The sequence below is a fragment of the Novosphingobium sp. Chol11 genome, from assembly GCF_945870625.1.
Classification (GTDB): domain Bacteria; phylum Pseudomonadota; class Alphaproteobacteria; order Sphingomonadales; family Sphingomonadaceae; genus Novosphingobium.
On sequence record NZ_CAMBTS010000096.1, the window covers coordinates 1 to 12,393 of the forward strand.

Annotated in this window: 16 protein-coding genes; 12 read left to right on the forward strand and 4 right to left on the reverse strand. The window is 60.8% G+C overall.

Annotated features, from left to right (window positions below; all coding sequences use genetic code 11):
* From Q0O40_RS13015 to Q0O40_RS13030, 4 genes are all read right to left on the reverse strand, one after another.
* The coding region (locus Q0O40_RS13015) for an ATP-binding protein (protein WP_295530567.1) at nt 1-578 on the reverse strand (578 nt) is incomplete at its 3' end.
* The gene (locus Q0O40_RS13020; RefSeq protein ID WP_295530569.1) at nt 578-1,120 is read right to left on the reverse strand and encodes a hypothetical protein; all 543 of its coding nucleotides are present in this window, start codon (nt 1,118-1,120) and stop codon (nt 578-580) included. The genes Q0O40_RS13020 and Q0O40_RS13015, both read right to left, overlap by 1 nt.
* Nucleotides 1,120-1,323: a hypothetical protein gene (locus Q0O40_RS13025; RefSeq protein WP_295530572.1), complete on the reverse strand. Its 204-nt coding sequence runs from the start codon at nt 1,321-1,323 to the stop codon at nt 1,120-1,122. Before Q0O40_RS13025 ends, Q0O40_RS13020 begins: the two co-directional genes overlap by 1 nt.
* 171 nt (nt 1,324-1,494) lie before the next feature.
* Entirely contained in the window at nt 1,495-2,070 is a 576-nt protein-coding gene (locus Q0O40_RS13030; protein ID WP_295530575.1) for a sigma factor, read from the reverse strand.
* A gap of 399 nt (nt 2,071-2,469) precedes the next feature.
* On the opposite strand from Q0O40_RS13030, the gene Q0O40_RS13035 reads away from it, so the two are divergent.
* From Q0O40_RS13035 to Q0O40_RS13085, 12 genes are all read left to right on the forward strand, one after another.
* Entirely contained in the window at nt 2,470-3,099 is a 630-nt protein-coding gene (locus Q0O40_RS13035; protein ID WP_295530578.1) for an ImmA/IrrE family metallo-endopeptidase, read from the forward strand.
* Nucleotides 3,096-3,377, forward strand: a complete 282-nt coding sequence (locus Q0O40_RS13040; protein WP_295530581.1) for a helix-turn-helix transcriptional regulator — start codon at nt 3,096-3,098, stop codon at nt 3,375-3,377. The genes Q0O40_RS13035 and Q0O40_RS13040 overlap by 4 nt, the downstream gene beginning before the upstream one ends.
* A gap of 5 nt (nt 3,378-3,382) precedes the next feature.
* Complete coding sequence (locus Q0O40_RS13045) at nt 3,383-4,069, forward strand: hypothetical protein (RefSeq protein ID WP_295530584.1); 687 nt, start codon at nt 3,383-3,385, stop codon at nt 4,067-4,069.
* 240 nt (nt 4,070-4,309) lie between these two features.
* Complete coding sequence (locus Q0O40_RS13050; RefSeq protein ID WP_295530587.1) at nt 4,310-4,807, forward strand: DUF2924 domain-containing protein; 498 nt, start codon at nt 4,310-4,312, stop codon at nt 4,805-4,807.
* Entirely contained in the window at nt 4,804-6,129 is a 1,326-nt protein-coding gene (locus Q0O40_RS13055; RefSeq protein WP_295530590.1) for a recombinase family protein, read from the forward strand. Before Q0O40_RS13050 ends, Q0O40_RS13055 begins: the two co-directional genes overlap by 4 nt.
* The gene (locus Q0O40_RS13060) at nt 6,126-6,536 is read left to right on the forward strand and encodes a hypothetical protein (protein WP_295530593.1); all 411 of its coding nucleotides are present in this window, start codon (nt 6,126-6,128) and stop codon (nt 6,534-6,536) included. Before Q0O40_RS13055 ends, Q0O40_RS13060 begins: the two co-directional genes overlap by 4 nt.
* Before the next feature lie 87 nt (nt 6,537-6,623).
* A complete protein-coding gene (locus tag Q0O40_RS15910; RefSeq protein WP_367183751.1) occupies nt 6,624-6,818 on the forward strand; it encodes a type II toxin-antitoxin system prevent-host-death family antitoxin in 195 nt (64 codons plus the stop codon).
* Nucleotides 6,818-8,317 (forward strand): class I SAM-dependent DNA methyltransferase, encoded by a 1,500-nt coding sequence (locus tag Q0O40_RS13065; protein ID WP_295530596.1) that lies wholly within the window; start codon nt 6,818-6,820, stop codon nt 8,315-8,317. The genes Q0O40_RS15910 and Q0O40_RS13065 overlap by 1 nt, the downstream gene beginning before the upstream one ends.
* The gene (locus Q0O40_RS13070) at nt 8,314-8,805 is read left to right on the forward strand and encodes a hypothetical protein (RefSeq protein ID WP_295530599.1); all 492 of its coding nucleotides are present in this window, start codon (nt 8,314-8,316) and stop codon (nt 8,803-8,805) included. Before Q0O40_RS13065 ends, Q0O40_RS13070 begins: the two co-directional genes overlap by 4 nt.
* A complete protein-coding gene (locus Q0O40_RS13075; protein ID WP_295530602.1) occupies nt 8,802-10,304 on the forward strand; it encodes a class I SAM-dependent DNA methyltransferase in 1,503 nt (500 codons plus the stop codon). Before Q0O40_RS13070 ends, Q0O40_RS13075 begins: the two co-directional genes overlap by 4 nt.
* The gene (locus Q0O40_RS13080) at nt 10,291-11,454 is read left to right on the forward strand and encodes a restriction endonuclease subunit S (RefSeq protein WP_295530605.1); all 1,164 of its coding nucleotides are present in this window, start codon (nt 10,291-10,293) and stop codon (nt 11,452-11,454) included. Before Q0O40_RS13075 ends, Q0O40_RS13080 begins: the two co-directional genes overlap by 14 nt.
* On the forward strand, nt 11,444-12,393 hold a 950-nt coding region (locus Q0O40_RS13085), incomplete at its 3' end, for a type I restriction endonuclease (RefSeq protein ID WP_295530608.1). The genes Q0O40_RS13080 and Q0O40_RS13085, both read left to right, overlap by 11 nt.

The following is a 12,393-nucleotide window of genomic DNA, read 5'->3' on the forward strand; positions in this document are numbered from 1 at the left end:
TGCCAGGTGACGCGGCCGAATTCATCGGTGACACGTTCCAGAATGCCGACCATGATGGTGGTCTTGCCGGGCGCGTGTTGCAGGTGCTTCAGCAGCCCGATCACTTCGCGCGCGAGCAAGCCATAGGCGCCACGCGTATCGGGCTTGCCGGTCTTGTCGGAAAACGCCTCGGGCCGCGTCTTGGCCCAAGCCATGGCTTGGCGCGTCAGATCGGTGATGCTGTCCAGAAAGACGATGGACTTGCCGGCGATCAGCCGCACCAGATCGGGATGCGCGGTGGCGAGGTGCTGGTAATGCGCCTCGGAGAAAAACCCATTCGGATCGGCGGCCGGGTTCACGCCGCCAATCAGGCAGGCGATGGCGATCGCATCGTCAAAGCGGCGAATGGGGATGCTGTCGCCCCGCCAATCCTGGACGGATTTAAGACCGGCTTCGAGGTCGATGCAGATCGTCTCGGCCGGAGGTAGCGTTTTGAGCTGCGATGTCTTGCCGACACCACTTGGGCCAAACAGCGCCAGTGTGGTTTTATTGGCCGCGCGCGAAAGGCGTTCATCGGCCGTGACAATGCGCAATGCCATCAGTTTGATCCTTCGCTGCTGGGGTTGGAGCCGGCCAATGCTCTGCCATCACGCTGTGCGGTTTCACTGAGCAGCGTCAGGCGATAGGTCGGGCGGCCGGTCTGCACGGTGCGTGCCGGTTCAAATGCCTTGCGGATGCGCTCGGGCCAGGCGGTATAGGCGCGCTCTGGAACCTTGAAGGCGATCTCGAGGTAGTCGAGCGGGTTCTCACCGCCAGTGCGGATTTCCTCGGCCAGCCGTGCAAGCCGGGCCTGGTCCCATTCGACCTTTTTCGACAATTCGGCGGTGACTTCCACCGAGCCATCCTGAAAGCGCACCGTGCCGGTATCCTTGCCGGCCATGCCGCGTGCCGCGATGGCGCGCTGCTGATAGCGAAGCGCGATTGCACTTTCGATCCAGGCCTGCATGCGTTTCGCAGCATCAGCCGCCTCGCGGGCATCTGATTGAAGCAGCGCGAGATGCTCGGCTGGTAGCGCGACGATATCGCCGAGCGGCATGGTGCGGATTGCTTCAAGCGTTGGGCGGTTGAGGAGCGCGTGCATCAGGCGGTCTCTCCAAGGATCATGGCGATCAGGTTCCGACTGCCGTTGCGCGGACGGGGGCGAGCGATGACGAGATACTCGTAATCCTCAAAGCCATGCCGATTTTGCACGAGATGGGCGAAGCCTCCTTCGGAGAGCTTCAATGCCCTTTCGGCAAGGCGGATCAGCGCAAGCCTTTCCTGATCCTGCAGCAGCTTCAGCATCGGGCAGATGCTTCGTGCGAGCGCGCCGCGGAAATAGGGGAGACGATCGCCAGGCGCCGCAGCGCCAAGCCAGGAGCAGAGCGAAGCTTCTGTAAGAAGCTCCGGCACTGCGCGGGGGTCGGGGAGATGTGTGTCCATACTTAGCATTACCCAGGCAGTTTCGAATCCGTCTCAGGCTGGAGAGGCGATTCCACCGGCGAGCAGTCGCAGACGCATTTCACGAATGCGGCGATAGAGAACGGAGCGCGGCAGCAATCCCTCGCGCCCCACTTCATGCGGCGTTGCGCGCGCGAGTGCTGCGCAAATGCTGTGGTCACGTTCATCAAGCAGTGCACTTGCACGATCGAGATCGAGGCGGCGTTCCAGCGCAGCCACAGCATTCGTGTTCTGGCCGCACCAGGCGGCGTAGCCTTCGCTCTCTGGAATGACGTCCGCGAGCGTCAGCGCCTCCTCCTGGCCGGGTACTGCATCATCCAGCGTCGCGTCATGCCGCTCGCGCTTTTCGCGGCGAAAGCGTGCGGCGAGGCGCGCGGCACGGTGCTGGAGGCAGACCGTGGCGAAGGCCGCGAGGCTTCCGCGAGCCGGATCAAAGGATGGCAGACGGCTGATCAGGTCGAGCAGCAGGTCCTGCTCAATATCCTGTTGCTCATGGCCGGGACGCCCCATGGCGCGGCGCAGGCGGCTCGCTTGGGTCTTTGCGATGGGGCTGATGATGTCGAGATCGGCGAGGGAAAGCTGGTTTGCCACTGATGTCGCTCCTGGGGTTTTTCTGTAACGCCAAGAGACAAACACAGCGGGTCGGGGGCGGTATTGGCGGAAAGGGGCAGAAAGGGGAATAAATACCTCGGGGGATTTAATCCCCTAAGTCAGATCAATGCGTTAGGCTGGTTTTGGGGCATAAATGCGGGAATCGGCCTGATTTACGCCCCGAGCAGGTCGGGAATCTGGTCCCAAAGCGGGGGCTGTGGATACCGGGGAAAAGGGAACAAGACACGAACAAAGGTATTGACCGTTCACGCAGATGCTTATCATAATAGTCCTATGTCCATCACCGTGAATTACCCCCATCTCCCCCTCTCAGGGGCACCCCGGCCTCTCCCGGCAGAGACCCTTTGGGGCGTCGCTGCCCAGGTGCGCCGCCAGGTCATGGCCGACCAGAAAGGCTTTGCCCTGCCCATCTCTGCCCTGGTCGCGGCAAGCCGCCGCGTCACGGCCAATGGCCGAGCGGTCGCTGTCGCCTGGGAACTGGGCCAACCGGTCCATGACGCCCAGGGCCGGGCTGTCCTTGGCGTTTGCGAGACCGATCCGGAACTTCCGGGGGCGGCGCTGGTCTCCATCAATGGCGTCGTGGTGGCCGGGCGAGATGATCTCGCCATCAGCACTGCCGCGCATGAATTGGGCCATGTCATTTTCGATGTCCCAGCGGCGCTTGGCACGCCGGTGCGGCGCTATCGGTCGGTGACCACTGATCCCGATGCGCTGCTTGATAAGCGGGCGGCCGCGTCGGAGCGCCGGGCCAATGAATTCATGGGCGCGCTGCTCGCGCCGCCAGTGGCTTTGCATTTGCGACTGTTGCTGCATGCGCATGCCGAGCGGCTGCGCACCGTCAATGCGCCGCATCGTGGCAGGCCGGGATCGCGGGTTCTGGCGTCCGACAATCCAACGGAATCGGTTGAAGGCGTGATGGCGGCGCTTGCGATTGATTTTGGCGTTTCGGAACGTTTCGTCGCCGTGCGGCTTGATCGCTACGGCTTGGTTCAAGGAGGGGTAGGATGAGTTTCGGGTCGGTCATTCGCAATCGCCGGACTGCGCTTGGCATCAGCTTGAATGACCTTGCGGAGCGGCTGAAAATCTCGCCGGCCTATTGGTCGCGCATAGAACGAGATCAGGAAAACCCGCCGCGCGATGAACTGATAGAACGCGCTGCTGCCATTCTTGGTGTGCAGATGGACGAACTCTTTGTCGAAGCCCAGCGCCTGCCGCCCGACATGCGTGAGGATATGGGGCGGGTTGTGCTGGCCTATCGTCGTCTGCGGTTTATGGGGAAGAGATAGGCGTCATGGGCGTCCGCATCGTCAGGAAGCCATATTACGGAATCGAGGAAGTCTGCCGGCGGTGGGAAATCTCCGAGGCGGATCTGGCTGGCTTTGTGATTGAGCGTGAAATCACGCTTTCAATCGTTGTCGCAAGCCTCCTGGTGGAAATTGGCACGATCGAAGAAGTTGATGATAAAAATTGGTGTTCTATTCCCGAAGAACGGCGGCACCTTTCTGGGGCTTTAGATCTCCACCCTGTAAACGCATGGTCCATTCTCACTGAAGGGTCGCAAGTCATCAACTCTTTTAAGGCAGCCGGCGACGGATACATTAGCATCGAGGGTCGCGAATACGAAAACGGCGAATTACATGTCGTGCGCAGCCAGCTGATTGTGCGTCATGCCGAGTTGGTGCGATTCGAGGCCGCTCAGGATCAAACTGCGGCGCCTGTTGCTGCTGTCGCGCCGGGAGCGCCGGTGGTACTGAACGGACGCGGCGCACCGGCGAAATACAAATGGGATGATTTCTACTGCGCCTTGGCCGTCATGACCCATGCCGATGGCGTCCCGGAGACGCAGACTGAATTGATCCGCCGCATGATGGACTGGTTTGCCAAGCAGAATCTCTACCCGGATCCAACCACGGTCAAAAGAAAAGTCGCCATCTTTTGGCGTCAGTATCACGAGGCGATTGCCCACAATCCCGCTTGAGCGGGACGGATCGTCGTCTGGGTGGGTAGGGCTAAGTATGAAGCCGGCACCCACCACCCCGCATACCCACCTCCCGCCGCACCTCCGCGAGGTCTGCGACATCCTCGCCCGCGGCCTGCTGCGGCTGCGCAGCCGCGGTATGCCAGTGGAAGATACGGAAACCGCCAAGCCCAGAGACATTCGTCTACACTTCCAGGCCCCCCAGCGCCGTTATGCGAACCCCAAGAGAAAGGGAACCGCATGAAACGAACCGCACCAGGCGAGCCAAGCCCGCCCGCAATCATTGTCTCCGCCATTCCAAAGCAGGACGTGCCAGCCCGGCTTGCCGCGCTGCCCCAGGCCAATATCCACGACTTGAAGGAGCAATGGCGCAGCCTCTTTGGCACGGAGCCACCGCCCTATAACCGGCGGTTTCTGGAAAGGCGCATCGCCTATCGCATTCAGGAATTGGCCTATGGTGGCCTAAAGCCAGAAACCATCGCGCGCCTGGAAGCGCTGGGCGAGCAGATTGATGGCGGCAACATCACCCTGCGTCGTATCCGGCAGGATCAGCGCCCGATCGCCGGCACAAGGCTGCTGCGCGAATATCAGGGCGTCGAGCATGTCGTGACCGTCACGCGCGATGGTTTCGAATATCAGGGCCGTCCCTATCAATCGCTCTCCGCCATCGCACGCGCCATCACCAGCACGCGCTGGAATGGCTGGCTGTTCTTTGGCTTGCGAAAGGCCGGCGCATGACCCGCCGCGATCCTGCATCCCCGACGCTCACGCGCAAGCGCCGCTGCGCGGTCTATACGCGCAAATCCACCGATGAGGGCCTGGAGAAGGAATTCAATTCGCTCGACGCACAGCGCGAATCCTGCGAGGCCTATATTGCGAGCCAGCGATCCGAAGGCTGGGTGCTGGTGCATGACCGCTATGATGATGGCGGCGTTTCCGGCGGCACGCTGGAACGCCCGGCGCTGAAACGCCTGTTGGCCGATATCGAAGCCGGGCTCGTCGATGTGGTGGTGGTCTATAAAATTGACCGCCTGTCACGCTCGCTGATGGATTTCGCGAAGCTGGTACAGATTTTCGACCAGAACGATGTGACGTTTGTTTCCGTCACGCAGTCCTTCAATACCACCACGAGCATGGGCCGGCTGACGCTGAATATTCTGCTGTCCTTCGCGCAATTCGAACGCGAAGTAATCGGCGAACGCGTGCGCGACAAGATCGCTGCCTCCCGCGCGCGGGGCATGTGGATGGGTGGGCCGGTGCCGCTTGGCTATCGCGTCGAAAACCGCAAGCTGCTGGTGGACGAGGCCGCCGCCGCCACTGTGCGCCGCGTGTTCGAGGGCTTTGCCGAAATCGGGTCCGCCACCCGTCTGCTGCCGATCCTGCGCGCTGAGGGGCTGCTCACCAAGCACGGCCGCCCCTTTGACAAGGGCGCGGTCTACAAGCTGCTCGTCAACCGCGTTTATCTTGGCGAGGCGGTGCACAAGGGCAAATGCTATCCCGGCGAGCACGCCGCCATTATTCAAAAGGCGCTCTGGAACCAGGTGCATGAGATTATGGCCAGTAACCCGCATATGCGGGCTGGGCTGGCGCGCAATCGGTCCCCTGCCCTGCTGCGCGGGTTGATCTTTGGCGCTGATGGCCGGGCGCTATCGCCCACGCACACGCGCAAACAGGGGCGGCTCTATCGCTACTACGTCAGCCAATCGGTCCTGAAGGGCGGCGCGGATGACGCGCCCTATCGCAGGCTGCCGGCAGGCGAAATCGAAGCGCTCGTGCTGGACCAAGTGCGCGCGCTGCTGCGCCAGCCGGAGGTGGTGGTGGGCACATGGCGCGCGGCGCAGGCCGAGGAACCGGACCTTGCCGAGGACACGGTGCGCGACGCCCTGGCCCGGTTTGACCCCGTATGGTCCGAGCTATTCCCCGCCGAGCAGGAACGGCTGATCCGGCTACTGGTTCAGCGCGTGGTGGTGGGCGAGGCCGGGGCGCAAATCAGCCTGAACCTTGAAGGCCTCGCGAGCCTCGCGCGGGACCTTTCGCGACCGAAGGAGATTGCAGCATGAAGGGCGTGACCAGCGTGACGGTTTCGGTGCCGCTGACCATCCGCCGGCGCGGTGGGCGAAAGCAGATCATCGGGCCGGATGGGGCGGTGGCCCGGCAGGGTGAAATCGGGCACGGGGTTGTCCCGGTGAATGGCGACCCGGCGCTGATAAAAGCGCTCGCGCGGGGATTTCGCTGGCGGCGGATGCTCGAGGAGGGGCGGTATGCCTCCATCAGCGAAATGGCGAAGGCCGAGGGTATTGAGCGCGGCTATGTTGGCTCCTTGCTGCGGCTGACGCTGCTGGCGCCGGAGATGGTCGAGGCGATATTGAACGGGCGGCAGCCGGAAGGGGTGACGTTGCCCCGGCTGCTGGAGGGGGTGCCGGTGGGGTGGGGGGAGCAGGCTGGTTACCTTGTGTACCGTCAGTGATTATGCGCTCGGTACGATCGTTTCTAGATTGAATTTTTCTTCATCTTGGATAAGATTAGAGACTTAGGATTGGTACCTGTCATACGCATGTTCTCGTCAGCCCAGACAAAAAACCATTTTGGTGAGTTGCTCGATGCCGCCCGCCTGTCACCCGAGGTGGTCATCAAGCATGACAAGCCATTCGTCGTGCTCATGGCTGCAGAGAAATATGACCGACTCTCATCAGAAAATCCTCCAGGACGTTACCGCGAGAGGGTGACGTCCGCCCCGAGCGAGCCCTAATGTCTGATACCAGCGATCAGCTCAAATCTGCTTTATGGAATGCTGCCAATACCTTGCGCGGCTCCGCTGTCGATCGCACTGACTGGAAGGGCTACATCCTTCCGCTATTATTCTTCAAACGCATCTCTGATGTCTGGGACGAGGAAACGACCGAGGCACGCGAGACCTACGGCGATGCGGACCCGTCTCACTTCCCTGAGGTGCATCGCTTCGTTCTTCCTAATGGCTGCCATTGGGATGAGATTCGGCAGGCGGCGACCAACGTCGGTGCGGCGTTACAAAAGGCGATGCAGGAGATCGAGCGTGCCAACCCAGACACACTGTTCCGCGTGTTCGGCTCAGCGGACTGGGGCAACAAGGAGAAGTTTTCCGACGAGCTGCTGAAGGACCTGATTGAGGGTTTTTCCGAGATCCAGCTCGGCAACGCCGCCGTCAGCACGGACGTGCTCGGCGATGCTTACGAATATCTCGTGGGCAAATTCGCCGACGTCACACGGCGCAACAAGGCAGGCGAGTTCTACACGCCGCGCAGCGTCGTGCGGATGATGGTCGAGATCCTCGACCCGCAAGGAGGCGAGAGCATCTACGACCCCGCGTGCGGCACCGGTGGCATGCTCCTCGGCGCAATCGAGCATGTGATCCGAAAAGGCGGCGACCCGCGGACCTTCTACGGCAAGATCTACGGGCAGGAGAAGAACCTGACGACCTCGGCCATCGCGCGCATGAACCTTGTCCTGCACGGGATAGAGGACTTTCAGGTCGCGCGTGAGGATACCCTCAGGAACCCAGCCTTCACCGACCCCAGCACGGGCGGAATTGCCACCTTCGACTGCGTAATTGCGAACCCGCCCTTCTCCTTGAAGGAATGGGGGCGCGATCTGTGGGAGGCGGATCCTTGGGGACGTGCCCGATACGGCATTCCGCCCGAGAGCTACGGCGACTATGCCTTCGTCCAGCACATGATCGCTTCCATGGCGGCCACCGGGAATAGCCGCATGGCGGTTGTCCTGCCGCAGGGTGCGCTCTTCCGCAAATCGGCGGAGGGGACGATCCGTCAGGCGCTCCTTGAGAAGGATATGGTTGAGGCCGTCATCGGCTTGGCACCCAACCTGTTCTACGGCACCCAGCTGGCCGGATGCGTGGTGATCCTGCGTCGGAAGAAGCCTGCCGGCCGGAAGAATAAGGTCCTGATTATCGACGCCTCCAGCCTATTCCGCAAAGGCCGTGCACAGAACTTCCTCGACCAGGAGCACAGCGACCAGATCGTCACTTGGTACCGCGCCTTCGAGGATGTGGAGGACCGCGCCAAGGTCGCCACGCTGGACGAGATCAAGAAGGAAGGCTGGACCTTGAACATCTCGCGCTATGTCCTGCCGCCCATCGGCCAGGACATCCCGCCGCTGCCGGAAGCCGTCGAGGCATTCAAGGCGGCGCTTGTGGAGGCACGAGCGGCGGAGGATCACCTTCGCAAAGTGCTGATCGAGGGGGGCTGGCTATGATGTTTCATGTCAGTTTTGGATCTGGAAAGCGCGAGGCGGAAATCAGGAAGATCGCCACATCAGATCGAACGACTGCCGTGATCTTGGCTGCCGTTCACTTCGAATGGATGCTGAAGCGGGCAATCTTGAAGATGGGGTCAAGCCCTACAAAAGACCTGCGCGGGCAGCTTGAAGGCGTGTATCGGATGGAAAAAAAGGGTAATCAAGACGGGTACAAAGAGGTGTGGCACCGGGAGGTTGGGAGCCGCGTAAAGAATGCTTCGCTTCAAACTGTTATTGGCCATCTTAGTCGAATTCAGAGCCATGCGCTCAATGTCCGTGGCAAAGTCGTTCACGGCAATGGAACTGTCAGCGAGGCGCACGCGGACGAGGCAATTGATCTCTTTCTCGGCGCAGGCGAAAAACTCCGTGATTTCGCTAGTAAGCGCGACATAGATCTTGATACTCGGCTGAAAACCCGCCCAAAGTCGAAGGTGGTTAATCCATGAGCGCGCTGACCCAACGCGAACTGGAAAGCTACCTGTGGGGCGCCGCCACGCTGCTTCGCGGGCTGATCGATGCCAGCGACTACAAGCAGTATATTTTTCCGCTGATGTTCTTCAAACGCCTGTCCGATGTTTGGGACGAGGATTACCAGCAGGCGCTCGATCAAACCGGTGACGAGGGTTACGCGACCGCCACGGCCAACGACCGCTTCGTCATCCCCGATGGTGCGCACTGGAAGAACGTACGCGCCGCGCCGCGCGACTTGGGCCGCGCACTTTTGTCGGCCTTCCTCGCGATCGAGGCTGCCAACCCCGAACGCCTCCAGGGTGTCTTCGGCAACGCGAACTGGACTGACAAGGCCCAGATTCCCGACAGCACGCTGAAGAATCTGATCGAGCATTTCTCGAAGCACGACCTGACCCTCGCCGCCGTGCCCGAGGACGAACTCGGCAATGGCTACGAGTACCTGATCAAGAAGTTCGCCGATGATAGTGGCCACACCGCGCAGGAGTTCTATACTAACCGTACCCTGGTTCATCTTATGGCGCAGATGCTGGAACCCCAACCAGGCGAAAGCATCTACGACCCGACTTGCGGCACTGGCGGCATGCTGATTTCCTGCTTGGCCGAGGTGAAGCGGCGTGGCGGCGACATCCGCACCACCGGTCTTTACGGGCAGGAACTGATCACCATCACCGCCGCCATCGCGCGGATGAACCTGGTCATCCATGGCGTGGACGATTTCCACGTTGCCAGCGGCAATACCTTGGCCACACCCGCTTTCGTGCAGGGCGACAGGCTGCGCAGCTTCGACGTGGTCCTGGCCAACCCGCCCTATTCCATCAAGAAATGGAACCGTGGCGCTTGGGAGCAGGACGCCTGGGGGCGCAACTTCCTTGGCACCCCGCCGCAGGGGCGGGCGGATTACGCATTCTTCCAGCACATCCTATCGTCGATGCACCCCAGGACCGGGCGCTGTGCGATCCTGTTTCCGCATGGCGTGCTGTTCCGCAATGAGGAAGCCGAGATGCGCCGCAGGCTGGTGGAATCCGACCAGGTTGAATGCGTACTGGGGCTGGGGCCGGGGCTATTCTACAACTCGCCCATGGAAGCCTGCGTGGTTATTTGTCGGTCACGGAAACCGGCGGCGCGCAAGGGGCGCATCCTGTTCATCGACGCGGTGGCCGAGATTGCGCGTGAACGGGCGCAAAGCTTCCTGCGCCCGGATCATCAGGCGCGCATCCTGTCGGCCTATCAGACCTTTGCCGATGATCTTGGCTTTGCCGCGGTGGCGAGCGTGGCCGATGTGCTGGCGGCCAACGCTAACCTGTCGATTGCCCGCTATGTGAAGCGGCCCAAGGCAGCGGGGGCGGACGGTGGTGCCTCGCTGGCAGCGACCTGGGCGGCGTTTGATGAGGATGGGCGCGACTTCTGGTCGGGCATGGACGCGCTGGTCGACATGCTCGATGGCCTGACGCCTGCGGAGGATGCCGATGCTTGAGCGGCCGGTTTCCAAGGCAGGGTGGACGCGCGTGGCCTTTGGTGACGTGGTGCGCAAGGTCAATGACAGGGTCGATCCGTGGGACTCCGGTCTGGAACGCTATGTCGCCGGTGAACACATGGACACTGACGATCTGCGCATCCGGCGCTGGGGGCAGATCGGGGACGATTACCTTGGGCCTGCCTTCCACATGCGGTTCAAGCCGGGGCATGTGCTTTACGGCTCGCGCCGAACCTATCTGCGCAAGGTGGCGCTGGCGGATTTCGAAGGGATCACGGCGAACACGACCTTCGTGCTCGAAACGAAAGACCCCGCCCGGCTGATGCCCGAACTGTTGCCGTTACTAATGCAGACCGAGGCGTTCCATAGTTATTCGATCAAGCATTCGAAAGGATCGGTGAACCCTTACATCAACTTTACCGACCTGGAAGCCTTCGAATTTCTGCTGCCGCCAATCCAGGAGCAGGCACGCCAGCTTAGCCTAATGTTGGCTTTTGACGATGCAATAATCGCCGCAGAAAGCTCAAGGGAGGCGGCACTGGTAGTATGGAGAGCTATGTCAAAGGAGGAGTTTTCTTCAAGGGCAGGAAGTGGTTCCAGACTCGCTGATCACTACTCGATTGCGAGTGGGCAGGTCGATCCGAAGGCTGATAAATTCCGTGATCTACCCTTGGTGGGTCCGAACCACATTGAGTCAGTTACGGGTATCTTTTTGGGCACTGAAACAGCACAAGAACAATCGGCAATCAGTGGGAAGTATCTATTTGAGCCAGGCTCATTACTTTATTCGAAAATTAGGCCAGAACTCCGAAAGGCTATGCTCCCAAATTTTAGAGGTCTTTGCAGCGCGGATATTTATCCGCTCGTTTCGGGTCCGACAATTGTACCAGAGTATCTGCTTGATTTGGTATTGAGTGACGCATTTTCGGCATTTGCAATCTCATGCTCCATGAGAACTGGAATGCCCAAGATGAACCGTGAGCAACTGGAACAGTTTCTGTTTGATCTGCCAACGGTGGAGCATCAGATGAGTTATGTGGCCGCGGCAACTGGTGTGAAGAAAATAGTGGGAGAATGTGCTGCTCGCTCAACAAGACTCTTCGTCATGAAAAAAATAATTTTGAATAGGGTCTCATCGGATGTCGTTTAACGAGGCCAACACTATCGAAGCCCATCTGCGCGACCTTCTCGCGGGCGCGACCTCAGCCCGCCCAGCGCAACTCTCCATCGGCCTCGCCCGCACGAGCGGCAAGATCGCGGGCCTTGGTTGGCATTATGTCGCCCCCGCCGACCTTCCCCGCCAGCCGCAGGAGGTGCTGGTCGAACCCCATCTGCGCGACGCTCTGATCCGCCTTAACCCCGACATCGCCGCCAATCCCGGCCGGGCCGATGACGTGCTTTACCGCTTGCGCGCTATCGTCATGGGTGCGCGGTCGGACGGCCTGGTTAAGGCGAACGAGGAGTTTGCCGCCTGGCTGCTGGGCGAACGTTCCATGCCCTTTGGCGCGAATGGCGAACACGTCACCATCCGGCTGATCGATTTCGACGAGATCGAAAGGAACAGCTTCGTCGTCACCCAGCAGTTCATCATCCGCGCGGGCAAGACCGAAAAGCGCGCCGATCTGGTGCTGCTGGTCAACGGCATTCCGCTGGTGCTGATCGAGGCCAAGACGCCAGTGCGGTCCAGCCAAAGCTGGCTTGATGCCGCTTTGCAGATACATGACGACTATGAACGGAACGTGCCGGAACTATTCGTGCCAAACGTCTTTTCGGTGGCGACCGAGGGTAAGGAATTCCGCTACGGCTCAGTCCGGATGCCGCTTGACATGTGGGGGCCGTGGCGGGACGGCGACGGCCAGCAAGCGCTCAGCGAGGTAGAGAAGGCCGCCACCTCGATGCTGCGGCCCGCGATGGTGCTCGATATGCTGGCCAGCTTCACGGCCTTCGCCACGCAGAAGGGCAAGCAGCGTATCAAGATCATTGCCCGCTACCAGCAGGTGGATGGCGTCAACAAGATCATCGCGCGCGTGGTCGCCGGTCAGCCGCGGAAGGGCCTGCTCTGGCATTTCCAGGGATCAGGCAAGTCGCT

What these genes read in the sequence shown, in the direction of transcription:
- Q0O40_RS13070 (WP_295530599.1), top strand. Translation starts at nt 8,314, where the DNA reads ATGATGTTTCATGTCAGTTTTGGATCTGGAAAGCGCGAGGCGGAAATC.
- Q0O40_RS13080 (WP_295530605.1), top strand. Translation starts at nt 10,291, where the DNA reads ATGCCGATGCTTGAGCGGCCGGTTTCCAAGGCAGGGTGGACGCGCGTG.
- Q0O40_RS15910 (WP_367183751.1), top strand. Translation starts at nt 6,624, where the DNA reads ATGTTCTCGTCAGCCCAGACAAAAAACCATTTTGGTGAGTTGCTCGAT.
- Q0O40_RS13050 (WP_295530587.1), top strand. Translation starts at nt 4,310, where the DNA reads ATGAAACGAACCGCACCAGGCGAGCCAAGCCCGCCCGCAATCATTGTC.
- Q0O40_RS13075 (WP_295530602.1), top strand. Translation starts at nt 8,802, where the DNA reads ATGAGCGCGCTGACCCAACGCGAACTGGAAAGCTACCTGTGGGGCGCC.
- Q0O40_RS13035 (WP_295530578.1), top strand. Translation starts at nt 2,470, where the DNA reads ATGGCCGACCAGAAAGGCTTTGCCCTGCCCATCTCTGCCCTGGTCGCG.
- Q0O40_RS13040 (WP_295530581.1), top strand. Translation starts at nt 3,096, where the DNA reads ATGAGTTTCGGGTCGGTCATTCGCAATCGCCGGACTGCGCTTGGCATC.
- Q0O40_RS13065 (WP_295530596.1), top strand. Translation starts at nt 6,818, where the DNA reads ATGTCTGATACCAGCGATCAGCTCAAATCTGCTTTATGGAATGCTGCC.
- Q0O40_RS13055 (WP_295530590.1), top strand. Translation starts at nt 4,804, where the DNA reads ATGACCCGCCGCGATCCTGCATCCCCGACGCTCACGCGCAAGCGCCGC.
- Q0O40_RS13025 (WP_295530572.1), bottom strand. Translation starts at nt 1,323, where the DNA reads ATGCTGAAGCTGCTGCAGGATCAGGAAAGGCTTGCGCTGATCCGCCTT.
- Q0O40_RS13020 (WP_295530569.1), bottom strand. Translation starts at nt 1,120, where the DNA reads ATGCACGCGCTCCTCAACCGCCCAACGCTTGAAGCAATCCGCACCATG.
- Q0O40_RS13045 (WP_295530584.1), top strand. Translation starts at nt 3,383, where the DNA reads ATGGGCGTCCGCATCGTCAGGAAGCCATATTACGGAATCGAGGAAGTC.
- Q0O40_RS13060 (WP_295530593.1), top strand. Translation starts at nt 6,126, where the DNA reads ATGAAGGGCGTGACCAGCGTGACGGTTTCGGTGCCGCTGACCATCCGC.